The following is a 23,932-nucleotide window of genomic DNA, read 5'->3' on the forward strand; positions in this document are numbered from 1 at the left end:
AAACGCGCAAGGCGGGGGCATGTCCGTGCAATCCCCGATCCCGTCGCAGCCTTTCTGTGCATGGCCGCCATGCAAGTATTCCAAGTTCGTTGAAAGGCCCGGACACAGAATTAATTAAGGCTCGTCAGTCAGGTTGCTTGCCTGACATCACAGGGATTCGGCCCCGCCATGGCTAACGGCACCATCGTTCTGTACGGCATCGATTTCGTCGATGGCGCCAGCGTCGGAACCAATTCCTCGGCTGGCACGAACGGTGCCGGGACCGCCACGATCAGCGGCGGAAATCAGGTCTTCGAAAGCGACGACATCGTCGTGATCGACGTCAAGAAGGTGAACCAGCAGGGCGAGGTGACGGGCCAAAGCGGCATTACCGGCATCACGGTCTACAACTCGATGGACGACTACCGGAACGGGATCGCCAAGTACACCTATACCCCGATGAACCCCGGTCAGACGGCCTCGATCCAGTCCGACGTCAGCGGCGAGGGCGACGGATACCTGCGCTTCAACTCGAACGTGCTGGTCCCGCGCGATGGCGGGCCGTACCTGAACAATTCGATCATCGCCCCGGGGACCGATCTGGGCGTCGCGTCGAAACAGCCCGGCGGGCTGACGATGAACCGGTATCAGGACTTCGACTTCAACCAGGACGGCGTCATCGATCCCAACCCGATCGAACAGGGCGACACGCTGTTCTATGCCGGCGACTACACACCCTACAGCGCGCCGATCTGCTTTGCGCGCAGTACCCGCATCCGCACGCCCCGGGGCGAACGCCGGATCGAGGATCTGCGCCCCGGCGATCTGGTATCGACCCTGGACAACGGCGACCAGCCGGTCCGCTGGATCGGCCGTTGCACCACGGCGGCTAGGGGCGACGTCGCCCCGATCTGCTTTGCCCCCGGCGCCATCGGCAACACCCGTGAACTGCGCCTGTCGCCCAATCACCGCCTGCTGGTCCGCGGCAGCGCGGTCGAGTTCCTGTTCGCCGAGCCCGAGATGTTGGTTCCTGCCAAGTTCCTTGTGAACGGCACCGATATCGTCCAGCGGCAGGGCGGTATCGTCACCTACCTGCACCTGATGTTCGACCGGCACGAGATCCTTTGGGCCGAAGGCGTGCTGTCGGAAAGCCTGTTCAGCGAAGCCTCGGCCGAAGATGCGAACGCGGTGGCCACGCTGGACGAAAATCGCGCCCTGCAGCCGGGCTTCGAAGCCGCGGCAGAGCGGATCCAGACCGCCCGCCCCTGCCTGCGTCGGCACGAAGCCCTGGTGCTGTGCAATGCCGGCCGGTGGCAGGCCACCTGACGGTCGGCGCGTTCACCCCAGGGGGCCGAGCCTCCGTTCCTCGCTCAGGACGACATTCGCGTCGACTTCTCCGGCGCCCGGCAGCGCCATGATCCGCCGCCGCAGGACGCGTTCGAAATCCGACAGGTCCCGCGCCACGACCCGCAGGCGATAGTCATAGACGCCAAGGACGTGTTCGACCGTCTGCACTTCCGGAATGGCGCTGACGGCGCGTTCGAAATCCTCAAGGTTCACGTGCCCCTTGCGGGCCAGCTTGATCCCCAGGAAGACCGTCACGCCAAAGCCCAGCCGCGCCGCGTCCAGCCGCACCCGGCGGCCGCGCAGCACCCCGGCCTCGGTCAGGCGCTTGATCCGCCGCCAGGTCGCAGGCTGGGACAGGCCCAGTGTCCGGCCCAGGGCCCCCGCGCTCTGACTTGCATCGCGGGCCAGCGACCGCAGGATCTGCCGGTCGATATCGTCCAGTTCGATCACAGCGGCAGCCTTTCCTCGTTCTTCACCTGCGCGATGTGCAGCAGCGTGTCGATGTCGGCGATATGGGGCAGCGTCAGGATCCGTTCGCGGTAGAGCGACAAGTAATGGCCCATGTCCCGCGCGATCAGCAGGATCCGGACGTCGACCCGGCCCGCGAAGGTCTGAAGCTCCAGCACTTCCGGGATCGGGCGGGCGGCGTCCAGGAAATCCTCGAAGGCGCGCGGCTGGGTCTTGTCCAATGTGACCCTCATCGACACCATGACCTCGTAGCCCAGTGCACGCCAGTCGATCACGGCTTCCAGCGGACCCACGACACCGTCGCGCCTCATCCGGTCCAGCCGCCGCGCCCAGGTGGCGGACGTCACCCCGGCCCGCGCCGCCAGGTCCGCGGCGGGCGCATCGGGTTCGGCCTGATACTGGCGAAGTATGCGCCTGTCGGTGTCGTCAAGCATGAATATTCCGTTCTGCGGCACAACGACGAATGAAATTCCCACATTTCACGCAATCGTGGCGATTTCTGCGCTGAGTATCGCAGGGCTGTCGGGATATCCAGTGCACACAACAAAAGAAGACTTGGAGAACCGAAATGCGCGTTTACTACGACCGCGATTGCGACGTGAACCTGATCAAGGACAAGAAGGTCGCGATCCTGGGCTATGGATCGCAAGGCCACGCCCATGCGCTGAACCTGCGCGACAGCGGCGCCAAGAACCTGGTCGTCGCCCTGCGCGAAGGCTCTGCCTCGGCCAAGAAGGCCGAAGCCGAGGGGCTGCAGGTCATGGGCATCGCCGAAGCGGCCGCCTGGTGTGACGTGATCATGTTCACCATGCCCGACGAGCTGCAGGCCGAGACCTACAAGAAATACGTCCACGACAACCTGAAGGAAGGCGCCGCCATCGCCTTTGCCCACGGTCTGAACGTGCATTTCGGCCTGATCGAACCGAAGGCAGGCGTCGACGTCATCATGATGGCGCCCAAGGGCCCCGGCCACACCGTGCGCGGCGAATACACCAAGGGCGGCGGCGTGCCCTGCCTGGTGGCCGTGAACAACGACGCCACCGGCAAGGCGCTGGAAATCGGCCTGTCCTATTGCTCGGCCATCGGCGGCGGCCGGTCGGGCATCATCGAAACCAACTTCCGTGAAGAATGCGAAACCGACCTCTTCGGCGAACAGGCCGTGCTGTGCGGCGGTCTGGTCGAGCTGATCCGGATGGGCTTCGAGACGCTGGTCGAAGCCGGCTATGCGCCCGAGATGGCCTATTTCGAATGCCTGCACGAGGTGAAGCTGATCGTGGACCTGATCTACGAAGGCGGCATCGCGAACATGAACTACTCGATCTCGAATACGGCCGAATACGGCGAATACGTGTCGGGCCCGCGGGTCCTGCCCTACGAGCAGACCAAGGCCGAGATGAAGGCGATCCTGAAGGACATCCAGACCGGCAAGTTCGTGCGTGACTTCATGCAGGAAAACGCGGTCGGCCAGCCGTTCTTCAAGGGCACCCGCCGCCTGAACGACGAACACCAGATCGAACAGGTCGGCGCGAAGCTGCGGGCGATGATGCCCTGGATTTCGGCCGGCAAAATGGTCGACAAGGCGCGGAACTGATCCACGCGACGACCCCGGTGCATCGCACCGGGGTCACCCGTCGGCCCTCAGTACCGGCCGATCATGACGTTCTTGACCTGTGCCAGCGCCTTGCCGGCGCTGTCCACCGCAACAAGGTCCACCGCATAGCGGTTCTTGCGCCCGCCGGAACAGGGCGGCAGGTAGCCCGGCGAAATGAACTTGCCCTTCGCCCGCGTGGGTTTGATCACGACAGCGCCGCCCGGCAGCTTGTCGGTCATGCCCGGAACCGGCTTCAGCTCCATCGTGGTCCCCTTCACCGGCCAGCCTATGGTGCCGTGACCGCCATTCTTCGACAGGGGCGAATAATCCTTGTCGTTGAAATAGCCGATCAGCCATTTGGCCCCCGCAGGGATTCCCGTGACCTTCATCGGGGGCGTGCCGCCATTGCCGCCAAATTCGGTGCATTGCTGGCCCGGGGGCACGGTCTTGCCATCCCAGGGGGGCAGCAACTGGACGGCCATGTCCGCCAGGGCAATGGTCGATGACAGGATCGCGGCGGCCAGCAGGCCGGTGAATGCTTGTCTGCGCATGGTTCCTCCTGATTGCATCTGTGACTTCTGAATACTCCGGCAGGGGAGCGGCCGTCCCGGGCCAATTTGGCCCTTTCCTTTTTTCTTTCCAGCGCGAATGTTCGACCGGCAGCGAAGCATCGGCGGCAGCATCCGTGCCAGAACCGCCGAGACCGCAGGACGGAGGACTCCCATGAACCCAGCCCACACCCCCAACACCGGCCCCACCCCGGCCAGCTGGGTGATGATCCTGTTCCTGGGACTGGCCTGGGGCGGCGCCTTCCCGATGATCGAAATCGCGCTGCAGGGCATCACGCCATTCTGGCTGGCGTCCTATCGGATCGGCTTTGCCACGCTACTGTCGCTGGCCGTCTGGGCCGCGCTGGGGTGGAAGCTGTTCGACCGCCCGCTGGTGGGTCGGGAGCGGGTGAACCTTGTCGCCGTGGGGCTGATGAGTTCCGCCGTGCCCTTCATGCTGATCAGTTGGGGGCAGCAATACGTGACCGCAGGCTTTACCGGCGTGGCCATGGCCTGTGTCGCGCTGATCGTCCTGCCGCTGGCGCACTTCCTGATCCCCGGCGAACGGATCACACCGCGCAAGATCCTGGGCTTCTTCATCGGCTTTGCCGGGATCTTGGTGCTGATGGGGCCGGACGCCTTCGTCAACAACGGTCAGAGGCTGGAGCTTGCAGGTCAACTGACCTGCCTTGCCGCCGCCGGGTGCTATGCCGTCAGCTCCATCCTGATCCGGCGCCTGCCGGCCGTCGATCCGATCGGCCTGTCGACCGTCCTTCTGTTGATCGGCGTCGTTGCGGTGATCCCCGCCGCCCTGCTTAAGGAAGGCGCGCCCCCGCCCGTCGATGGTCCCACGCTGTTCGCGCTGGCGGTTCTGGGCCTGATCCCCACCGCTGCCGCCAACCTTCTGCGGGTGCAGGTGATCCGGACCGCCGGCCCGGTCTTCATGAGCCTGACGAACTACCAGGTGCCTGTCTGGGCCGTTCTGATCGGCGTCATCTTCCTTGGCGAACCGCTGCACATGTCGCTGCTGGTCGCCACGGTACTGATCCTGATCGGCGTGGCGCTGAGCCAATGGTCGGCCCTGTCGCAACTGATGCGCCGCAAGCCGGGCTGACCCGGCGGCAGGGCCCGGGCCGGGTTTCAAGGGCAGAAATCCCAGATCGGACCAGCAATTTCCAGCCGATTGACTTAATTTTCCACGCCTGCCGCGAGGGCACCCTTAAAAGTTTACTTGCAGGCGCATGTTTTCCCGCTACAGGCTCAACTGCATGAGCGACTTCGACTTGAAGACAAGACTCGGCCTTCCTGAAGAGCTGATCGCACTCCTCCCTGAAATGCAGAGAGAGGAATGGGCTGCGCACAAGGACTTCGGCGGGCTTCCGGTCTTCTGGCTAAGCATCCACACCGGGCTGCGGGACCTCAGCCGTTCGGTCCTGACGGATACGGAGGCGATGCTGGACCGCTCCATCGGGGTCGAGGAGTACCATCGCCGGCTCCGCCGCTTCGGCAACATGCTTCTGAAGCACCTGCAGTCCCATCACGAGATCGAGGACAACGTCTTCTTTCCCCGGCTGATCCAGCTGGACCAAAGGCTGAAGCCCGGCCTGGACATGCTGGAAGCCGACCATGTCGAGCTGGACCGGCAGCTGAGCGAATTTTGGGCCCGGACCAGCCACGCCCTGCGCGCATTGTCCGAACCGTCGGTCGAACCGCGTCTGGCGGTGAACCAGGTCCGGTCGGTGCTGCTGCGCTTCGACAAGCTGCTGGAGCGTCACCTGGTGGACGAGGAGGACGTGGTCATCCCCCTTCTGCTGAAGCACGGATTGGTCGACCCCGAGTGACCCGTCAGGCCGACGCGGCCTCGGTCACGGCATCGACGACGCTGCCGACGGTGCGTTCCAGAAGACCCGGATCTTCGGACTCCGCCATCACCCGGATCAGGGGTTCGGTCCCCGACTTGCGGATCAAGAGCCGCCCACGCCCGTTCAGCGCCGCCTCGGCCGAGGAGATCGCGGATTGGACGGCAGGCATGTCCAGCGGCGCAGTGCCCGCGGCGTAACGCACGTTCTTCAAAAGCTGCGGCACCGGTTCGAACTGGCGGACCAGCGTGCTGGCCTTCTGGCCCGACAGCACCATTTCCGCCAGGAAGTGCAGCCCCGCCATCAGCCCGTCGCCGGTGGTGGCGTGGTCTGTCATCACGATGTGGCCCGACTGTTCGCCGCCCAGGTTGAACCCGCCTTCGCGCATCCGTTCGACGACATAGCGGTCGCCGACCGCCGTCCGTTCCAGCGTCAGGCCATGGGCCTCCAGATACCGTTCCAGGCCCAGGTTCGACATCACGGTCGCGACCAGCGCGCCCCCGGTCAGAACCCCATCGCTGGCCCAGCGGGTCGCCAGAAGCGCCATCAGCTGGTCGCCGTCCGCCACCTGCCCTTTTTCATCGATCAGGATCACCCGGTCAGCATCGCCGTCCAGGCAGATGCCGACATCCGCGCCTTCGCGCAGAACCGTGGCCGCCGCCATTTCCGGATGGGTCGATCCGCAGTTCAGGTTGATATTGTGCCCGTTGGGATTGACGGCGACCGGTATCACCTTGGCGCCCAGTTCCCAAAGCGCCTCGGGCGCTGCGCGATAGGCGGCCCCGTTCGCGCAGTCCACCACAACCTTCAGCCCGTCCAGCTTCACGCCCCGCGGCAGCGAGGTCTTCACCCGTTCGACATAGCGGTAATGCGCGTCGTCGATCCGGCGCACCCAGCCGATGTTCTGCGGTTGTGCCAGGGTCACGCCGCTTTCGACCAGCGTCTCGATCTCCAGCTCGGCCTGGTCGGACAGCTTGAAACCGTCGGGGCCGAAGAACTTGATGCCGTTGTCGGCCGCCGGGTTGTGGCTGGCGGAAATCATCACGCCCAGGTCGGCACGTAGCGATTTCGTCATCTGCCCCACAGCGGGTGTGGGCACCGGCCCCATCAGCATGACGTTCATCCCGGTCGAGACCAGCCCCGCGGTCAACGCGGTTTCGAACATGTAGCCGGACCGGCGCGGGTCTTTGCCGATCATCACCCGGTGTTCGTTGCCGTTGCCGTCACGCCGGAAGTATCGCCCGGCGGCGGCGCCGATCTGCAGCGCCATTTCGGCCGTCATCGGCGCCTGGTTGGCCGTGCCGCGCACGCCGTCGGTGCCAAAGAGTTTTCGCATCTGCCCGCGCCTTTCGATCTTACCTTACAGCGGCCCACAGGCGGATCGCCTGCGCAGTTTCGGCCACGTCGTGAACACGGACTACTTGCACGCCCTGCGCAATACCCGCAAGCGCCACGGCAATGGACCCCGGCGCCCGGCGGTCCGCCACCGGTTCCAGGCCGATCTTGCCGATGAAGCCCTTGCGCGACACGCCCAGAAGCAGCGGACAGCCCAGCCCGTGGAACAGGGCGATGCCCCGCACCAGGGCGCAGTTGTGCGCGATGGTCTTGCCGAAACCGATACCGGGATCGGCAAGGATCCGTTCCGGCGGGATGCCGTGGCTGCCCAGACGGTCCACCTGGGCCGCAAGTGCGTCGTAGATATCCAGCAGCACGTCGTCATAGGTCGGGTTCGCCTGCATGACGTCGGGCGTGCCCTGGCTGTGCATGGTGCAGACCGCCACCCCGGCCTCGGCACACAAGGGCGCCAGTGCCGGGTCGAATGCAAAGCCCGACACGTCGTTGACCAGCGTGGCCCCTGCCCCGATCGCGGCCTCTGCCACCGCGGCCTTGCGCGTGTCGATGGAAATCGGAAGGCCCGGCGCCGCGTGGCGCAGCGCGGCAATGACCGGGGCGGTGCGGGCGATCTCCTCCTCCATCGGCACCTCGGCCGAGCCGGGACGCGTGGATTCGCCGCCGATATCGACGATCGCGGCACCGGCTTCCTGCATGGCCAGCGCCTGCGCCACGGCGACCTCGGGGTCGATGAAGCGGCCACCGTCGGAAAAGCTGTCGGGTGTCACGTTCAGGACGCCCATGATCGCGGGCGCGTCCATGGCGATGCCCGCGACCGGAACCCGGGGCGCCGTCAGCCGGTCCAGCAGGTCCACAGGCAGATCCCCGGCCGGAACCAGCGGACCGGGGCGCGCGCCCCCGCGGTCCAGCCGTTCGGCATGGGTGAAGGTCAGCGGCAGTCCGGCCAGCGGCCGGGCCCCGGCCGTGGCCAGCGCCGCGTCCGGTGTCGGGATCGGTCTGAAGCAGGTCATACCGCGTCGGCTCCTGCCGGACGCGACGTGACGGCGACCCCGTCCCCGGCACTGTCGACCGCGTCCGCGCCAATGGCCAGAACCTCGGTCACGCCATAGGTGCTGGCGAACCAGGTCACCAGCGACAGGTCGTCGGGCAAGGTCTTTGGCGGACCGTTCACGGCGTCCAGCACGATCTTCGACGGCGCCCAGACGCTGATCTGGCCATGCTTCATCGCCCAGTCCAGTTCCGTCCGCGTCGCCACGACGACGCAGCGCGGATCGCGCGAGGCCAGGACCCAGGCGTTTTGTTCGATGGCCAGAAGGTCGATCCGGCGCTGGGTCATCACATGGCCCGTTTCAGGACGCAGGATACCGGCACGCCCCACACACAGGATCGTCGGCGCGGCCTCGGCCTCCAGCCGGTCGATCCAGTGGCCCAGATGCCCGGACGCGATGGCGGCATTGGACAGAAAGACGATCCGCGGCGCGATGTCCGTCTCGTGCACGGGACCATGGGGCTCTGCGCTGCGGGCGCGCACGATTTCCACCCCCAGCGCACCGGGGCCGCGGTCCAGCTTCTGGATCCGGACGAAGACACGCATCGCCTGCGGTTCCAGCAGGATCCGGTCCGCCACGCGTTCGGCCAACGTCTCCAACAGGTTCAACCGTTCGGCTTCCAGCTCGTGCGCGATGGCCTCGGCGATCTTGTCGTAGGACAGGATACGGTCGACATCGTCGTCGACGGGGGCAGCGACGGGGCGCACCTCGACCGCGATGTCGAAGGAAATCCGCTGCCGGGTGCCCCGTTCCGCCTGAAAGGCGCCGATCTCGACCTCGACCACATGGTCGCGCAGCGAGATCCGGTCCAGCGGCCCCTGATCGTGAGGTCCCGGCGCGGCCATGGCTGCGGCACGCTGAGACGGATGGGCGAAGGCCAGCTTCACGTCGTCACTCATGGGATTGTCCCCGGTTCTGCTTACGGTCACAGCAGGCCTGACCGGGGATCACCGCGGACATCAAGCCCGCGGAACGACGCGGTGTCCGCTCAGTTGCTGGCCGTACGGTAGTTCGGACGATAGAAGACGTGAACGCCGATATTGGCGGTCTTCTGGAACACCTTCGACCACCTCGGCCGTGCGTTCTTGGTATGATAGAACGTGGCGCCGCCGGTCAGCGGTTCGGCCGTCCCGTCCAGGGCCGCGCGCGCGACCTTCTTCACCTGGGCATAGGCGCCCTTTTCGTTGAACACCTCGGCCCGGCCGTCGCAGTAATAGGAAAACTGGCACTGGTGCAGCTTGCGGCTGCCCTGCCGGACCACGCCGCAGACGGAATTCGGGAACTTCGCCGATTTCACACGGTTCAGGATGACCTCGGCCACGGCGAACTGGCCTTTCACGGATTCTCCGCGCGCTTCGAAATACAGGGCTTCGGACAGGCACTGCCAGTCGGCCCCGCCATCAGCGGCGGGCTGGGCGTTCAGCCATTCACGCGAATAGGACACCGGCGCCGGATCCGGGGTCTTGTTCTTCTTCGACCACGGCCAGCCCCCACCGGTCTTGCCCTTGGTCTTTGCCACCTTCGATGGCGCATCTGTCGTCGCGAAACTCGGCGCCCTGGACGCCGCAAGGATTTCTTCTGCCGTGCCGGTGCCCATCATCTCGCGCATGCGCGCATCGGACATCGTGGCCAGGATCTGCTCTTCCCGCTGGAAAAGCCCCTGAAGATCTGTATCGGCGGCATAAGCGGCCGGTGCCTTGAAAAGCGCGGCCAATGCCAGCGCAATAACCATTGCCAAATTCGTTCTCCCCATCACACGTCGAAACCGAAACACTCGTGCGCGTGGACCAATCTTGTGTCGGCTCTGCCTGCGCGATGAACACCACCCTGTGCGATACTCCGGCGGGCTGGTAACATAAAGCAGCCGCCCCGTCTTCCTCTGGCGCCCCTCGCAGGCAGCGGATTCCCGCCGCCCGGTGGGCGTGTCTGCATTCGGAACATGATTCAGGTCCCCAGATTACGCCTTGCCCGGCGACCGGATGGCCAGTTGGGCGGCCGCCAGACGGGCGACGGGCACCCGGAACGGCGAACACGAGACGTAGGTGAAGCCGGCAGAGCGGCAGAAGGCGATCGAATCCGGATCGCCGCCATGTTCGCCGCAGATTGACAGCGAAATGTTTGGATTTCCTTGCCTTCCGCGTTCGGCACCGATGCGGAGAAGCTCTCCGACACCGTCGTGATCCAGGACGTGGAACGGGTCTTCGGGGAAGACGCCGCGCTGGACATAGGTTGACATGAACCGCCCCGCGTCGTCGCGCGACAGGCCATAGGTCATCTGGGTCAGGTCGTTGGTCCCGAAACTCAGGAAAGAGGTGTGCGGCGCGATGTCTGCGGCCCTCAGGGCCGCCCTTGGCGTCTCGACCATGACCCCAAGGCGATAGTCGAAGTCCTTCCCCTTCTCGGCCTTCACGGCCGCGGCGACGGCATCGATTCGCGCCTTGACCAGTTCGACCTCGCGCTTGGCGCTGACCAGGGGGATCATCACCTCGGGCACGACGGGTTCGCCCGCGCGGCTGGCCTCCAGCGTCGCTTCGAAGATGGCGCGGGCCTGCATGTCATAGATCTCGGGAACCGTCACGCCCAGCCGCACACCGCGCAGGCCCAGCATGGGGTTGTATTCGGTCATCTGCTCCACCCGCCGGATGACATCGCTCAGGGGGATGTCCAGCGCCTCGGCCAGATCGCGCTGGCCAGCGCGCGTGGCGGGCAGGAATTCGTGCAGCGGCGGGTCGAACAGGCGGATGCAGACCGGCTGGCCTTCCATGATGCGGAACAGCTGGACGAAATCGTCCCGCTGCATCGGCAGCAGCCGTTCCAGCACGGTCGCCCGGTCACCGGGCGTTTCGGCAAAGATCATCTCGCGCATGACGATCAGCCGGCCGGGATCGAAGAACATGTGTTCGGTCCGGCACAGACCGATGCCTTCGGCCGCGAAATTCCGCGCCGTCTGCGCATCGGCCGGCGTATCCGCATTGGCACGCACGCCGATATCGCGGGCCGCGTCGGCCCAGGACATCAGCGTCTGGAAACTGTCGTCGAGCGAGGCCTCGAGCATCGCCGGCTCGCCCGCCAGAACCTCTCCGGTGGAGCCGTCGACGGTAATGATGTCACCGGCCTTCAGGATCCGCCCGTTCGGCGCGACCAGACGGTGCTTGGCCATGTGGAAGTGCAGTTCGGACGCGCCCACCACGCAGGGCAGCCCCAAACCGCGACCGATCACGGCGGCGTGGCTGGTCATACCGCCCTTTTCCGTCAGGACAGCCGCCGCGGCGTGCATCCCGCGCACGTCCTCGGGCGAGGTTTCGCGGACCACCAGCACGCAGGCCTCGCCCCGCGCCTTGGCGGCCAGTGCATCGTTCGCCTCGAACACGATCCGGCCGGTGGCGGCACCGGGGCTGGCGGCGATGCCGCGCCCGAACAGGTCCCGCGGTGCACGCGGATCGACCTGCCGGTGCAGAAGTTCGTTCAGTGCCTTGGGTTCGACCCGCAGGACGGCGTCGTTCTTTTCGATGATCCCGTCTTCGGCCAGGCGCACCGCGATCCGCAGCCGCGCCCGGGGCGAGGCCTGAACCCGCACGCCGTCCAGGATATGGACCTGGCCGCTGGCGACGACGAATTCGACCTGCATCTCTTCCCGCAGGCGGACGCGCATCTGCCCGGCGTAATCCTTGATCTGCGCGAAGGCTTCGGGCGCCACTTCCTCCAGCGACGAACCGCGGTTGTCCCGCGCCAGATAGATCGCGCCGCGACCCGGGGCCAGCGCATCCCGGCCCTGGCTTTGGCTCAGATAGCGGCCGGTGACCTGCGGCAGGCCCAGCACCGGATCGACCAGTTGCAGGACGCCCGATCCGCATTCGCCCTGCCCGACGCCCGGGATCATCTCCTGCACGACCAGACCCAAGCCGGCATCGGCCGGCGCCCCCTTGGCCTGCCGCAGCAGGCGGGCGGTCGTGCCTTCCCAGGCCCGCGCCATCGACCGAAGCACGGCACCCAGCTGCTTGGCCGGGTCCTGCGGGAAGGGCTCTTCGGCCTCGTCCTCGTAGGCCTGCAGGATCCGGTCCAGCGCCTTCGCCCGGTCGCCGTTCATGTCCGACGCATCGTCGAATTCGTCCGGGTCAAGCCGCGCGACATGGGTCGCATAGGCGCGCACGAAGCGGATATAGAGCGTTTCGGCCGCCGTCTTGCCCAGCGTCCTGGCCAGTGCAGTGCGGCGCTCGTCGTTCATGCCGACATTCAGGATCGCGCCCGGCCCGCCCCAGTCGGGGTCTTCCGACGACGGGCGCACGCACAGAAGCGTGCCCGGTTCGAACTCTGCCAGGATACCTTTCAGATCCGGCATCTCGCCCCGCGCGATGGCGCTGACCGCAGCAAAGTTCAGGGCGACCGTCGTCGGCACGGGCAGGCCCATGCGGATCAGTCGCTGCAGACACTTCGCACGGCCACCATGGGTATCGGCCGCCATGGCCGCCGTGGGCGTGATCAGCGTTGTGTTGGGGTTGTCCAGCAATGGCCGATTCCTCTGTGGATGCGGACAATACGAGCGGATTGCCATGACGCAAGAATTTCTGCGGGCGCAGCATCGTTGCCACAGGAGGTATCGGCGGTCCTCGGCCGGTAGTGTCTGCTCAAATCTTAATAAAATCAACCCATAGCCGAACACCGGCCGGGTGCCTGCGACCGGAGCGGTCGCGCAGGCCGCACGGCCTGCGCGAGGGGGCGGCGGGCGGGCCGGCCCGGTCGCGGATGCGCGGCCGGCGGCGTTGGCCTGCCTCAGCCCTCGATGCGGGTCAGGTCGGCGATTCGCATGCAGGTATCGCTGATCTGGTTCAAAAGGTTCAGCCGGTTCCGCCGCAGGATCTGGTTTTCCGCGTTCACCTGCACTTCGGTGAAGAACGCATCGACCGGACCGCGCAGCCCCGCCATCGCCGCCATCGCCGCCGGGAAATCCTCGGCCGCCAGCGCCGGCTTGATCGCCGCCTCCGCCGCGTCCAGCGCCACGAACAGCGCCTTTTCGGCCTCGGTCTCGGCCAGCTTGGCATCGGCGCCGAAGGAATAGGACACCCCGTCGGCCTCTTCCGCCTGGGTCAGGATGTTGTTCGCCCGCTTGAAGCCCTGCAGCAGGTTCACCCCGTCCTCGGTCCCCATGACCTGCGCCAGCGCCTCGGCCCGTTTCACCAGCAGCACCAGGTCGTCATTGCCGGGCATCGCGATGCAGGCGTCGATGATGTCGTGCCGGATCCCCTGTTCGCGCAGGTGGACCTTCAGGCGGTCGTGGAAGAAGGCCAGCAGGTCGACGCTGCGGTCCGGCAATTCCCCGGCCACGCGGCCCAGGACCGTGCCGTCGCCGGTGGCGACGTCCTTGCCGCTCAGAGCCGCGAGAACGGCATCGAAGGCAGCGCCGAAGACGCCGTGATGCGCGATCTGGTCGGCCACTTGTTCCAGCGCCGCGATCTCTGCCGCGCTGGCCTCCTCCATCTGGTGGATCTCGTGGCGCAGAAGCTGGCTGTCGAAGAACCGATCAAGGCTCAACCGCAGGTCATTGGTCAGGATCAGCCGGATCACCCCCAGCGCGGCACGGCGCAGGGCGAAGGGATCCTTGGACCCGGTGGGTTTCTCGTCGATCGACCAGAAGCCGGTCAGCGTGTCCAGCTTGTCGGCCAGCGCGACCGTCACCGACAGGGGCGCGGTCGGCACGTCGTCGGACGGACCCAGCGGCGAATAATGCTCCTGCGCCACGGCGGCGACATCGGCGCCCTGCCCTGCGGCCTCGATGTAATAGCGGCCCATCAGCCCCTGCAGTTCGGGGAATTCATAGACCATTTCCGAGCTCAGGTCGGCCTTGGCCAGCTTGGCAGCCACCGCGGCCTTGCCGGCATCGGCGCCCGTCACGGCCGCCAGCTCGCCCGCCAGTGCCGCGATGCGGGCGATCCGTTCGCCCTGGCTGCCCAGCTTGTTGTGGAAGGTCACGCGCTCCAGCGCGGTGGTCCAGTCGTCCATCCCGGCCTTCGCCACGCGCAGGTCGTTGTCCCAGAAGAACTTGGCATCGGACAAGCGTGCCGACAGAACCTTCCTGTTGCCCGCAAGGATCGTGGCGCCATTGTCCGCCGTCTCGCGGTTCGCGACCGTGACGAACCGTTCGATCCGCCCCGTCTTGGGGTTCTTCACCGACAGGAACTTCTGGTGTTCCCGCATCGAGGTCTGAAGCACCTCCGGCGGCAGGTCCAGATAGGTCTCGTCGATCTCGCCCATCAGCACGACCGGCCATTCGACCAGGCCCGCGACCTCGTCCAGAAGACCCTTGTCCTGGACCACGTCCAGACCCGCGGCGAAGGCCAGGTTTTCCGCATCCGCGCGGATATGCTCGGCCCGTTCCTCGTGCGACAGCATTACGAAGGCGCGCTTCAGTTGCGCGGCATAATCGTCGAAGTTCCGCACGGCGATCTGCCCCGGCGCCATGAAGCGGTGGCCTTCGGTCTTGTCGCCGGCCACGATGCCGTCGATGTCCAGCGGCACCACCGTGGCCCCGTCTTCGCGCACCATCAGGCACAGGATCGACCGCAGCGGGCGCACCCAGCGGAGCGATCCATCGCCCCAGCGCATGGATTTCGGCCAGGGGAATGTGCGGATCACCTGTTCCAGCACCTCGGCCACGATCTCGGCCGCGGGACGGCCCTGGCGGGTGACGGTGGCGAAATAGACGGCGCCCTTCGGCGTGTCGCGTTCCTCCAGCGCGTCGCGCGTGACACCGGCACCGCGCAGGAAGCCCTCGATCGCCTTGTCCGGTGCGCCGACTTTGGGACCTTTGCGTTCTTCCTTCACGGTGGGGGACGCGTCCAGCAGCCCTTCCACCGCCAGCACCAGACGGCGCGGCGTGGTGAAGGTGCCGGCATGGGCATAGGTCAGACCGGCCTCGACCAGACCGTCCGTCATCCGCTTTTTCAGATCGTCCGCCGCGCCGCGCTGCATGCGGGCGGGAATTTCCTCGGAAAAGAGTTCAATCAGCAGATCGGGCATGGGTCGGTTACGCTCGCCTTGGTTGGAGCCTTCATTCGCCCCGCTAGATAACGACGGCACGGACCGGGGTCCAGCGCAAGCGGCACCGGCACTGCGTCGCGTGACACGGGTCCGATACACGGGGCCGATGGCATCAGTGTCGGGTCAGTCCAGCAGACGCCCGCGAAAGTCGCCCATCTGCAGATCGAAAAGGTCGAACCAGTCGGTCATGTTGGCGCGCGTCAACCCGCCCACCAGCGTCACGTCCATGGTCAGCACCGGATCGCCGTCCTCGTCGATGGACGCGGTGGCAAAGCGCATGGTCCGGTTCCAGTCGTCCACCGTCTGGGTGTAATCCTTGTTGCTGGACAGCCCGTAATAGAACTGGATCGAGTCGCAGTCCGTGTGCCGTTTGCAGCCGTAGAAATAGACGATGTAGCGCGCGCCGTTCATGCGGCCCACAAGCTTCGGGTCGCCGCTCTTGTCTTCGGACTGGTAGACCTTGCCATATGCCGAAGCGATGTTGCGGATGCTGTCGACGTCAGAGCCGGTGATGATGTCCTGCGCGCGGTCGGGGTCGCCGCCCACGGGTATCTGCCCCGCGGCCAGGCTGGTGGCGGCGATCACGTTCATCATGAACATCGGCAGGCTCGACATGTCTTGGCATGTTCCCCGGCGGCACAGGCGCGGCCGCGCAATGGGATACGGCCGGAAGGTCGTTCTACCAGAAGGGGATCGCCCCTGTCACGGGGCCATCGCCCGCCCTGCCCCCGGGTCAGTCGTGGGGCGGGCACTCCTCTCCCACGACGGTGCCGTCATAGGCCTTGTCGCCACAATGATTCAGGTCGTTCCAGGCAAAACCCCGGCCGTCCTCGGCAATGACCACAATGCGGTCGACACCATAGGCCACGTTCTTGCCGCCCAGGAAGGTCTGGGCGCGACCTTCGGTCACCAGCGCGTCGATTTCGGCCGCGTCGAAGCAGTCAAACCAGCCGGGCGAGATGCGGGGGTCGTGCCGTTCCAGCGTCTCGAACCGGTCGGCCAGGACCTGCGGAGCCTCGCCCACGGTGAAACACGCGCGATAGCGCAGCGGAGAGCTGGTTGCATCGATCCCCTGGAAACCGGTCACAGGCACCGCTTCCCTTTCACCGCTGTCGCGGGCGACCAGCATAACCTGGGACTCTTCCGGCAGGGGGAAGTAATAATAGTAGACCTGCATGTAATAAAGCAGCCCGCCCGCGACGGCCGCCACCAGAACGATGATGGCTGCGAAAATCTTTCCGTTCATCCCATGATCCCCCGAACCTGACGGATTGCCGGCTTGCGGGCCGGGTGTGCCCTGACATAGCCTGCCTCGGCAAGTTCCTGCCAATGGAGACCCATAGTCCGATGGACCCCACATTTGCTGTTAAGTTCTTCGGCGCGTTGTTTGCGATCATGAATCCGATCACGAACCTGCCGATCTTTTTGTCCATCACCGACGGGGCCAGTCTGGCGGTGCAGCGCCAGGTGGCAGTCAAGGTCGCGATCTACACGCTGATCATGGGCGGCATCTGCGCCGTGGCGGGCACCCAGATCCTGAAACTGTTCGGGATCAACATCGAGGATTTCCGCGTCGCCGGCGGCCTGGTCGTCCTGATGATCGCGCTCAACATGCTTCATGGCGAACAAAGCGCCACCCACGGGGGCAGCGAGGACGAAAAGGCGACGTTCCCGGGCGCGGATTCCGTGGCCTTCTATCCGATGACCTTCCCCATGATCGTGGGTCCGGGCACCATCACGACGCTGGTCCTGTTCGCCGGACAGGCCAAGACCGTCCCGAACCTGGCCATCTTTGCCGGGATCTTCGTCGGCCTCGTGGCGGTGCTGTTCCTGGTCTTCTACAACGCGCCCCTGCTGGCGCGGCACCTGTCCGGAACCGCCCGCGTGATCATGAGCCGCCTGATGGGCATGATCCTGACCGCCATCGCGATCGAGATGATCCTGGATGGGCTGAAGACGCTGCTGCCGGGCCTGGCCTGACGAAAGGGTGTCAGGCCGCGGCACCAGAGGCACCCGTGGCCGCATCCGTCTGGACGAAGGCGTCGGCGCAGGCCTTGGCCAGCGCCCGCACCCGTCCGATATAGGCCTGCCGTTCGGTGACGGAAATCACGCCGCGCGCGTCCAGCAGGTTGAACAGATGGCTGGCCTTGATGCACTGGTCGTACGCCGGCAGCGCCATCACGATCCGCCGCCCGGTCTTCGGGTCGACATGGGGATGGGACAGGATCGCCTGGCATTCCGCCTCGGCATCCTCGAAATGGCGCATCAGCATTTCGGTGTTGGCCACGTCGAAGTTCCAGCGCGCGTACTGTGCCTCGGCCTCCTGGAAGACGTCGCCATAGGTCAGCGGGATCGGGTCCTGCGGATCGTTGAAGGGCATTTTGTTGCCGTCGTCATAGCCCAGCACATACATGGCCAGACGTTCCAGACCATAGGTCAGTTCCCCGGACACCGGGTGGCAGTCATGGCCGCCGACCTGCTGGAAATAGGTGAACTGGCTGACCTCCATCCCGTCGCACCAGACTTCCCATCCCAGGCCCCAGGCACCCAGCGTCGGGCTTTCCCAGTCGTCCTCGACAAAGCGGATGTCGTGCAACGCGGTGTCGATGCCGATGGCGTCGAGCGAGCCCAGATACAGCTCCTGCAGGTCGGGGGGGCTGGGCTTGATGATGACCTGGTACTGGTAATAGTGCTGCCAGCGGTTCGGGCTGTCGCCATAGCGCCCGTCGGTCGGACGGCGCGAGGGCTGGACATAGGCCGCGGCCCAGGGCTTCGCCCCCAGCGCCCGCAGCGTCGTGGCCGGGTGGAAAGTGCCGGCGCCGACCTCCATGTCATAGGGCTGCAGGATCGCGCAGCCCTTCGACGCCCAGTACCCCTGCAGGCGCAGGATGATGTCCTGGAACGAACGCGGGGTGGTCTGGGTCGGGGTCTCGGGCATGTCCTGTCGTCCTCTGGTGGCGCCTGGCAGCGCGCGCGGTCGGCCCCTTCCTAGGCAGAGCGCCCGGCGTGGTCAACGCGGCTTCTGGCGCCGATCACGCGGCGGACGGTGCAACCGCGGCGGGATCCGGCCGGTGCGAAGTCCGGAATCCCATGATGGACAGCTGTTGCGCCAATCCAGCGGTGGGGTTTTCAATGACTTGACGACTTTGGACGCACAGGCAATGGCTGGGGTATCGACGCAGGCAAAGGTGTCGGACAACAGGACGAGGCGGGCATGAGAGCAGAACTGACGCGAAGCCTTCACCGGGCTGCGGCGATCGCGATTTTGATTTTCCTCTGGGTGTCGCAACCCGTACTGGCACAGACCGGCAATGCGGCTGATCCCGATGCCACGGCCTGGATCCAGATCGAATCCCTGCCCAGCCTGACGCTGGGACAGACGCGCGCGCAGGACTATGCCCGCACGCTGGCGGACGTGAACGGGTTCGACCTTGGGAATGGTTGGTACGGCATCCTTCTGGGGCCCTATCGCCCGGACGAGGCCGTCCGACGTCTGCAGGAATACCTGAACACCGGCCGCGTGCCGCGCGACAGCTATCTGACCGCCGCGGGTGCCCTGGGGCAACGGTTCTGGCCGGTGTCGCAGGCCCTGCCCGGCACCTTGGCGCCAGTTGACGATGCCGCCGCCACGACGCAGCAGACACCTGCGCAGCCGCGGGCCCAGCCCGCCCCCCAGACCACCCTGCCCGAGGAAACCCGGGCCGAGGCGCTGCGCGGCGAACGCCTGCTGACCGCCGAGGAACGGATGGACCTGCAACGCGCGCTCCATGCAGAAGGGGTCTATAACGCAGGCATCGACGGCGCCTTCGGCCCCGGAACCCGCGGCGCGATGCGCGACTGGCAGTTCTTGCGCGGCTATGACGGCACCGGCATCCTGACCACCCGCCAGCGGGCCGAGTTGATGGAGGCCTACAACGCGCCCCTGAACAGCGTCGGCATGGAACGGGTCGCCGATCTCGACGCCGGAATCGCCATCCAGATGCCCCTCGGCGCGGTCGAATTCGGCTATCACGAGGCGCCGTTCTCGCATTATGACGCTACCGGATCCGTTCCCGGCGCGCAGGTCGTGCTGATCAGCCAGAAAGGCGACCGTGCCTCGCTCTATGGCCTTTACGACATTCTCCAGACGCTGGAAGCCGTGCCGGCGCAGGGCCCGCGCGACCGGTCGCGCGATGCCTTCACCATCGAGGGCCGCAATGCCCGGATCGTCTCGTTCACCGAAGTCACGTTGGAAAACGGCGAGATCAAGGGCTTCATGCTGGTCTGGCCCGCGGGCGACGAGGCCCGCCGCGAACGGGTCCTGGCCGAGATGCGGGGCAGTTTCGAACGGCTGCCCGGCACGCTGGATCCGGCCGCGGGCGCGGATCGCGAACAGCGGGTAAACCTTGTCTCGGGGCTGGAAATCCGGCGGCCGAAACATTCCCGGTCGGGTGTCTTCGTCGATCGGACCGGCGCCGTGATGACCACGGCCGAGGCGGTGGCCCAGTGCGGCCGCATCACGCTGGACGAACGCTTCCCCGCGCGCATCATCGCGCAGGACAACGATCTGGGCCTCGCGATCCTGCGGCCGGAACAGGCGCTGGCCCCGATGAACGTGGCGGAATTCGACATCGCGCCCCCGCGGCTCCGCGGCGACGTCGCCGTGTCGGGCTATTCCTTCGGCGGCGTGCTGGGCGCACCGTCCCTGACCTTCGGGACGGTGGCTGACGTACGCGGGCCCACCGGGTCGAACGAGCTTTTGCGGCTGGACCTGCAGACCCGCGATGGCGATGCCGGCGGACCGGTGCTGGACCTGACCGGCGCGGTGGTGGGGATCGTCCTGGCCAAGTCCGACGCCCGGCGCCTGCCCGAAAATGTCAGCCTGGCGGTCAATGCCCAGACCGTGACCCGGATCCTGGGACAGGCCGGGCTGAGTGCACAGCGCCCCGCCGTTGGACAGGAAAACCTGCCTTCAGACCTGCTGGCGCGCAAGGCCATTGGCATGACGGCCTTGGTCGGCTGCTGGGACTGACCGGTTTCCGGGGGATCCGGCGCGTCCGGGTCCCTTCGCTTGTCAGGAGGCATGCAGAGCACGCGCCCCACGGCGTCGGGCTGATGCAGGCCGGACATAGGGGCGCTGTTCGTGGACGCCGGCGCCACACTCCGACGTCTCTTCGGCGTTGAAGCGGACGGTGCGAGCGGAGCGGAGCACGCACCCTACGGCGTGGAGCCATGACCCGGGCCGAACACAGTTGCGCTGTACCGGGACGCGGGCGGCACACTGCAAGGTCTGTTGGATCTCAAAAGGTCCGGTGTGTGCACTGCACGCACCCTACGGCGTGCAGCCCTGCAGCGGACCGGGACCGGCCCGGCACCTGCCCGTTGTGCCGGGCATTCGCAGCCGCATCTGAACCCGGGAGGGCAGCCTCGGGCACTGTCCGGACGGCATGGTCCCCGGCCCGTCAGACGCGCCAGAAACGCACGGTCAGGATCGTGTAGACGACCATCAACTCCAGCCGGCCGACCAGCATCGCGCCGCTCAGGATCCATTTCGCGGTGTCGTTCAGGCCGCCGAAATTGCCGGCTGGCCCGATCTCGTCCCCAAGGCCCGGGCCGATATTGGCCAGCGCGGTCGCCGCGCCCGAGACGGAGGTGATGAAATCCAGCCCCGTGAAGCTCAGTGCCCAGGCCACCGCCCCCATCGAGACGATGAAGAACACGAAGAACGACATGACCGAGGTCAGGACGTCCTGCGTCACCGGCCGGCCCTGGAAGCGCGGCGTGAAGATCCCGTGGGGCGAACGGATCTTCTGGATCTGCGAACGGATCGAGGCGATCAGCAGCTGGTAGCGGAAGATCTTGATCGAACAGGCCGTCGAACCGGCGCAGCCGCCGATCAGCCCGGTGAAGAACATGATCATCACCGGGAAGTTGCCCCATTCCATGTAATTGTCGCTGGCATACCCTGTCCCGGTCAGCAGCGATGTGACGTTGAACAGGACGCGGCGGAAGGTCTCGAAGAACTCGCCTTCCCGCGTGTCGGGCATCAGCCACAGGGTCAGAACCACGACGATCGTGGCCAGGGTCATCAGGACGCCGCGCACCTGCGTGTCGTGCAGCAGCGGCTGGGCCGATCCGGCGACCAGCTGGACATAGCGGGTGAACGGCAGGGCCGCCAGCAGCATGAAGACCACAGCCACGTATTCCGCGGCCGGCGGCAGCACGGCGAAGGAGTTGTCGTAGTTCGACAGCCCCCCCGTCGACATCGTGGTCAGCGCGTGGACGACCGCGTCGAAGGCGTTCAGACCGGCGGCCGAATAGGCCAGCGCGCAGATGACCGTCAGGCTGACATAAATGACGGAAATGCGCGACGCGATCTGGGCTGCGCGGGGAAGGATCTTGCCGAAGGTGTCGAAGGCCTCGGCCCGGAAGATCTGCATGCCCCCGACGCGCAGTTCGGGAAGGAACACCATGGCCACGACGACGATCCCGATTCCGCCCAGCCACTGCAGGATGCCGCGCCACAGAAGCAGGCCCTTGGGCAGGGATTCCAGCCCCGACAGGACCGTGGCGCCGGTCGTGGTCAGGCCCGACATCGCCTCGAAGAAGGCATCGACATAGCGCAGGTCGGTTTCACCCAGCACCAGCGGCAGCGCCCCGAAGACCGGCAGCGCCACCCAGACCAGCGTGGTGACAAGGAAGGTCTGCTGGATCGTCAGCCCCTCCTTCACGCCATTGGCGCAGGCGGTGGCGATCAGGACCCCGAAGCAGACCGTGATCAGCATGCTTTCCAGGAAGACGGTCCAGTGACCCGTGCCTTCCATCAAATCCACGATCAGGGGCACAACCATGGTTGCGCCCAGGATGGTGACCAAAAGGCCGATGACATATCCGACAGGGCGCAGGTCCGGCATGGCGAGAGCCTTGGCGCGGGTCCCTGCCCCTGTCAAGCCGGCGCGTCCGCGCCAGCCGCTTCGTCAGGGTCCCGTGTCTGTTCCGTGTCAGCCCTTGTCCGGGCCTGTCGGCTTGTTCGTCCGGGCGCCCGGTCGCGGCGCGGGCCTTGCCCCGCCGTCGGCCCTGGCACCCTGGGGCTTGGCCTTCACGGCAGGTCGCGGCTTGGCCGCGGGCTTGGGCTTGGCAGCCGCCCGGGCGCTTGCAGGTCTGGCCGCCGCGGGTTTGGCGCGCGGCTTCACGGGTTTGGGGGACGCGGGTTTGGCAGCGGGCTCCGCGGTCGTTTTCGCGGCCGGGCTCCCGGCCGCGGCTTTGCGCGCGGGACCGGACTTGGCCGTCGCAGGCGCGGCCTTGGCTTCGGGGGTGCGACGCGGCGCCGCTTCCGGTTCCGGCGCGGTCTTGGTGTCCGACAGGACGGGGTCGTCTTCCCCGAGCAACGCCGCTTCGGGCGACGGAGGGACGTCCCCTGCAGCGGCCCCGGAGCCAGACGCCGCGGGCGCATCGTCCGTCCGGTCTGCTGTCTGTTTCGCCGGCCTGGGTGCCGGGGACGTATCCTCGGCCCCGGGCTTGCTCATCGTGTCCGACAGGACCGGGTCGTCTTCTTGCAGAAGCGCCGCCTCGGGCGTGGGCGGGACGTCTTCGTCCCCGGTGCCGGCGGCAGCGGACGTCGTTTCCGTCTGGTCGTCCGTCCGGTCTTCCGTCTGGGCCGCAACCTTGGGTGCCGGGGGCATATCCCCGTCCTCGGGCTTGCTCATCGTGTCGGACAGGACCGGGTCATCTTCCTGCAGCAGCGCAGCCTCGGGCGTGGGCGGGACATCGTCCGGCTCGGCCGGCGGGGTGGCTTCAGGCTGGGGCTGGGGCGCAGCCCCGGCCGTCTTGTCCGCCGCGGCCTTGGACAGCAGGGCGGCCGGCGTACCGGTCTTTGCGGACAACGTCCGCATCGAGGCCGACTGCGCCTGCAGAGCCGAACGCGTGACCGCCTGCATCAGGCGCATCTGGGCATTCATCGCGTAGCTGGCCATGCGCAGGCAACTGGTGTGGAATTCTAAAGGCGTCTTCAGGGGGGACATTGCGCGTCTACTCCGTTTATGTGCGGACAGTGACAGTCTTCTGGTCCGTCTGATGGTCGATCATGCTGCCCGCGGCCATGTCAGGGAACGCCGTCGTGGCCGGGGCGATTTCGCTGCGGGTCTGGCCGGCAAGCCGTTCCCGGTTCGACTGGGCACCCGCCTGAAAAGGTTCAAGCGTCGCCAGCCAGATCCTGGGCACGTCGGCACCGGTCCATGCAGTCAACGCGGCAGCGGTGGCGCTTTCGACCACGGCCGGCATCTTTTCGCGCACCATCTCGGTGCTTTCGCCCTGCGGCAGCGTCAGCAGGCCCGACAGGCCCATTATCCTGATGGCAATGACCGTTCGGGCATCCTCTGCCAGTCGCGTGATCGCCCAACCCAGGCGCATCGAGTCGAGCGTACCGACCATAAGCCGGCCGGGACCGACATCGAACATACTCGTCCACATTGTGCTCGCTCCTTCCGGACGGGAATGAAACGGTCACTTTCACGCCAGGGCCCGTCAGCGCGGTTGTGCCCGCGGCCATACCCGGGGCGCCACGTGCCAGCTTCGACGTCCTTGACCTGACCATATCCCATCGCCTTCGCAAATGCAGCAGGAAATGCTGCACTGCGGCGTAAACGTTTTGGCGGGCCATTTGTGCCGTCACATTCGCGAGAGCCGGTTTTGTCGCGCCGGGTCATGCCGTTACCCCAGATCGCA

At 66.3% G+C, this 23,932-nt stretch carries 21 protein-coding genes; 6 read left to right on the forward strand and 15 right to left on the reverse strand.

Annotation, left to right across the window (positions count from 1 at the left end; translation table 11 throughout):
* Positions 1-168 precede the first annotated feature (168 nt).
* Positions 169-1,305, forward strand: a complete 1,137-nt coding sequence (locus tag FQK05_RS02900) for a Hint domain-containing protein (protein WP_158964368.1) — start codon at positions 169-171, stop codon at positions 1,303-1,305.
* A gap of 12 nt (positions 1,306-1,317) precedes the next feature.
* On the opposite strand, the gene FQK05_RS02905 is transcribed toward FQK05_RS02900, so the two are convergent.
* Both FQK05_RS02905 and FQK05_RS02910 read right to left on the reverse strand, forming a co-directional pair.
* Positions 1,318-1,776 carry an Lrp/AsnC family transcriptional regulator gene (locus tag FQK05_RS02905; RefSeq protein ID WP_158964369.1) on the reverse strand — a complete coding sequence of 153 codons (459 nt, stop codon included), beginning with the start codon at positions 1,774-1,776 and terminating at the stop codon, positions 1,318-1,320.
* Positions 1,773-2,228, reverse strand: coding sequence for an Lrp/AsnC family transcriptional regulator (locus tag FQK05_RS02910; RefSeq protein WP_158964370.1), 456 nt, complete (start codon positions 2,226-2,228; stop codon positions 1,773-1,775). The genes FQK05_RS02905 and FQK05_RS02910 overlap by 4 nt, the downstream gene beginning before the upstream one ends.
* Positions 2,229-2,323: 95 nt before the next feature.
* On the opposite strand from FQK05_RS02910, the gene ilvC reads away from it, so the two are divergent.
* The gene (gene ilvC / locus FQK05_RS02915; RefSeq protein ID WP_267902351.1) at positions 2,324-3,385 is read left to right on the forward strand and encodes a ketol-acid reductoisomerase; all 1,062 of its coding nucleotides are present in this window, start codon (positions 2,324-2,326) and stop codon (positions 3,383-3,385) included.
* 47 nt (positions 3,386-3,432) lie between these two features.
* On the opposite strand, the gene FQK05_RS02920 is transcribed toward ilvC, so the two are convergent.
* Positions 3,433-3,936, reverse strand: a complete 504-nt coding sequence (locus FQK05_RS02920) for a YbhB/YbcL family Raf kinase inhibitor-like protein (RefSeq protein ID WP_233270334.1) — start codon at positions 3,934-3,936, stop codon at positions 3,433-3,435.
* A 172-nt stretch (positions 3,937-4,108) separates the two neighbouring features.
* On the opposite strand from FQK05_RS02920, the gene FQK05_RS02925 reads away from it, so the two are divergent.
* Both FQK05_RS02925 and FQK05_RS02930 read left to right on the forward strand, forming a co-directional pair.
* Positions 4,109-5,047: a DMT family transporter gene (locus FQK05_RS02925; RefSeq protein ID WP_233270335.1), complete on the forward strand. Its 939-nt coding sequence runs from the start codon at positions 4,109-4,111 to the stop codon at positions 5,045-5,047.
* Positions 5,048-5,201: 154 nt separating this feature from the next.
* Positions 5,202-5,774, forward strand: a complete 573-nt coding sequence (locus FQK05_RS02930) for a hemerythrin domain-containing protein (protein WP_158964372.1) — start codon at positions 5,202-5,204, stop codon at positions 5,772-5,774.
* A gap of 4 nt (positions 5,775-5,778) precedes the next feature.
* Here the strand turns inward: FQK05_RS02930 and glmM are convergent, their stop codons facing one another.
* The 8 genes from glmM to FQK05_RS02970 form a co-directional block, all read right to left on the reverse strand.
* Complete coding sequence (gene glmM / locus FQK05_RS02935) at positions 5,779-7,128, reverse strand: phosphoglucosamine mutase (RefSeq protein ID WP_158964373.1); 1,350 nt, start codon at positions 7,126-7,128, stop codon at positions 5,779-5,781.
* Positions 7,129-7,147: 19 nt separating this feature from the next.
* Positions 7,148-8,155 (reverse strand): dihydropteroate synthase, encoded by a 1,008-nt coding sequence (gene folP / locus FQK05_RS02940; protein ID WP_158964374.1) that lies wholly within the window; start codon positions 8,153-8,155, stop codon positions 7,148-7,150.
* Complete coding sequence (locus FQK05_RS02945; protein WP_158964375.1) at positions 8,152-9,093, reverse strand: dihydroneopterin aldolase; 942 nt, start codon at positions 9,091-9,093, stop codon at positions 8,152-8,154. Before FQK05_RS02945 ends, folP begins: the two co-directional genes overlap by 4 nt.
* Before the next feature lie 89 nt (positions 9,094-9,182).
* A complete protein-coding gene (locus FQK05_RS02950) occupies positions 9,183-9,926 on the reverse strand; it encodes a cell wall hydrolase (protein WP_407644486.1) in 744 nt (247 codons plus the stop codon).
* A 225-nt stretch (positions 9,927-10,151) separates the two neighbouring features.
* The gene (locus FQK05_RS02955; RefSeq protein WP_158964376.1) at positions 10,152-12,746 is read right to left on the reverse strand and encodes a putative PEP-binding protein; all 2,595 of its coding nucleotides are present in this window, start codon (positions 12,744-12,746) and stop codon (positions 10,152-10,154) included.
* A gap of 218 nt (positions 12,747-12,964) precedes the next feature.
* Positions 12,965-15,208, reverse strand: a complete 2,244-nt coding sequence (gene glyS / locus FQK05_RS02960; RefSeq protein ID WP_158964377.1) for a glycine--tRNA ligase subunit beta — start codon at positions 15,206-15,208, stop codon at positions 12,965-12,967.
* Between the two features lie 144 nt (positions 15,209-15,352).
* Positions 15,353-15,844 (reverse strand): YbjN domain-containing protein, encoded by a 492-nt coding sequence (locus FQK05_RS02965; protein WP_158964378.1) that lies wholly within the window; start codon positions 15,842-15,844, stop codon positions 15,353-15,355.
* 118 nt (positions 15,845-15,962) lie between these two features.
* Entirely contained in the window at positions 15,963-16,475 is a 513-nt protein-coding gene (locus tag FQK05_RS02970; protein WP_158964379.1) for a DUF6446 family protein, read from the reverse strand.
* A gap of 101 nt (positions 16,476-16,576) precedes the next feature.
* On the opposite strand from FQK05_RS02970, the gene FQK05_RS02975 reads away from it, so the two are divergent.
* Positions 16,577-17,209, forward strand: coding sequence for a MarC family protein (locus FQK05_RS02975; RefSeq protein WP_158964380.1), 633 nt, complete (start codon positions 16,577-16,579; stop codon positions 17,207-17,209).
* A gap of 10 nt (positions 17,210-17,219) precedes the next feature.
* Here the strand turns inward: FQK05_RS02975 and FQK05_RS02980 are convergent, their stop codons facing one another.
* On the reverse strand, positions 17,220-18,167 hold the full coding sequence (locus FQK05_RS02980) for a glycine--tRNA ligase subunit alpha (RefSeq protein WP_158964381.1): 948 nt from the start codon (positions 18,165-18,167) through the stop codon (positions 17,220-17,222).
* 276 nt (positions 18,168-18,443) lie between these two features.
* Between FQK05_RS02980 and FQK05_RS02985 the strand changes: the two genes are divergently transcribed.
* Positions 18,444-20,240, forward strand: coding sequence for a serine protease (locus FQK05_RS02985; protein WP_158964382.1), 1,797 nt, complete (start codon positions 18,444-18,446; stop codon positions 20,238-20,240).
* 430 nt (positions 20,241-20,670) lie between these two features.
* Here FQK05_RS02985 and FQK05_RS02990 read toward each other — a convergent pair whose 3' ends face one another.
* From FQK05_RS02990 to FQK05_RS03000, 3 genes are all read right to left on the reverse strand, one after another.
* Complete coding sequence (locus tag FQK05_RS02990) at positions 20,671-22,122, reverse strand: TrkH family potassium uptake protein (protein ID WP_158964383.1); 1,452 nt, start codon at positions 22,120-22,122, stop codon at positions 20,671-20,673.
* An 87-nt stretch (positions 22,123-22,209) separates the two neighbouring features.
* Complete coding sequence (locus FQK05_RS02995; RefSeq protein ID WP_158964384.1) at positions 22,210-23,229, reverse strand: hypothetical protein; 1,020 nt, start codon at positions 23,227-23,229, stop codon at positions 22,210-22,212.
* Positions 23,230-23,245: 16 nt separating this feature from the next.
* On the reverse strand, positions 23,246-23,677 hold the full coding sequence (locus FQK05_RS03000) for a hypothetical protein (RefSeq protein ID WP_158964385.1): 432 nt from the start codon (positions 23,675-23,677) through the stop codon (positions 23,246-23,248).
* Positions 23,678-23,932: the final 255 nt, after the last annotated feature.

The organism is Chachezhania sediminis, from assembly GCF_009765275.1.
GTDB classification, from domain to species: domain Bacteria; phylum Pseudomonadota; class Alphaproteobacteria; order Rhodobacterales; family Rhodobacteraceae; genus Chachezhania; species Chachezhania sediminis.

Coding starts and splice junctions, on each gene's coding strand:
- FQK05_RS02900 (WP_158964368.1), top strand. CDS start 169: ATGGCTAACGGCACCATCGTTCTGTACGGCATCGATTTCGTCGATGGC.
- FQK05_RS02910 (WP_158964370.1), bottom strand. CDS start 2,228: ATGCTTGACGACACCGACAGGCGCATACTTCGCCAGTATCAGGCCGAA.
- FQK05_RS02920 (WP_233270334.1), bottom strand. CDS start 3,936: ATGCGCAGACAAGCATTCACCGGCCTGCTGGCCGCCGCGATCCTGTCA.
- FQK05_RS02925 (WP_233270335.1), top strand. CDS start 4,109: ATGAACCCAGCCCACACCCCCAACACCGGCCCCACCCCGGCCAGCTGG.
- FQK05_RS02930 (WP_158964372.1), top strand. CDS start 5,202: ATGAGCGACTTCGACTTGAAGACAAGACTCGGCCTTCCTGAAGAGCTG.
- glmM (WP_158964373.1), bottom strand. CDS start 7,128: ATGCGAAAACTCTTTGGCACCGACGGCGTGCGCGGCACGGCCAACCAG.
- folP (WP_158964374.1), bottom strand. CDS start 8,155: ATGACCTGCTTCAGACCGATCCCGACACCGGACGCGGCGCTGGCCACG.
- FQK05_RS02945 (WP_158964375.1), bottom strand. CDS start 9,093: ATGAGTGACGACGTGAAGCTGGCCTTCGCCCATCCGTCTCAGCGTGCC.
- FQK05_RS02950 (WP_407644486.1), bottom strand. CDS start 9,926: ATGGTTATTGCGCTGGCATTGGCCGCGCTTTTCAAGGCACCGGCCGCT.
- FQK05_RS02955 (WP_158964376.1), bottom strand. CDS start 12,746: ATGGCAATCCGCTCGTATTGTCCGCATCCACAGAGGAATCGGCCATTG.
- glyS (WP_158964377.1), bottom strand. CDS start 15,208: ATGCCCGATCTGCTGATTGAACTCTTTTCCGAGGAAATTCCCGCCCGC.
- FQK05_RS02965 (WP_158964378.1), bottom strand. CDS start 15,844: ATGTCGAGCCTGCCGATGTTCATGATGAACGTGATCGCCGCCACCAGC.
- FQK05_RS02970 (WP_158964379.1), bottom strand. CDS start 16,475: ATGAACGGAAAGATTTTCGCAGCCATCATCGTTCTGGTGGCGGCCGTC.
- FQK05_RS02975 (WP_158964380.1), top strand. CDS start 16,577: ATGGACCCCACATTTGCTGTTAAGTTCTTCGGCGCGTTGTTTGCGATC.
- FQK05_RS02980 (WP_158964381.1), bottom strand. CDS start 18,167: ATGCCCGAGACCCCGACCCAGACCACCCCGCGTTCGTTCCAGGACATC.
- FQK05_RS02985 (WP_158964382.1), top strand. CDS start 18,444: ATGAGAGCAGAACTGACGCGAAGCCTTCACCGGGCTGCGGCGATCGCG.
- FQK05_RS02990 (WP_158964383.1), bottom strand. CDS start 22,122: ATGCCGGACCTGCGCCCTGTCGGATATGTCATCGGCCTTTTGGTCACC.
- FQK05_RS02995 (WP_158964384.1), bottom strand. CDS start 23,229: ATGTCCCCCCTGAAGACGCCTTTAGAATTCCACACCAGTTGCCTGCGC.
- FQK05_RS03000 (WP_158964385.1), bottom strand. CDS start 23,677: ATGTGGACGAGTATGTTCGATGTCGGTCCCGGCCGGCTTATGGTCGGT.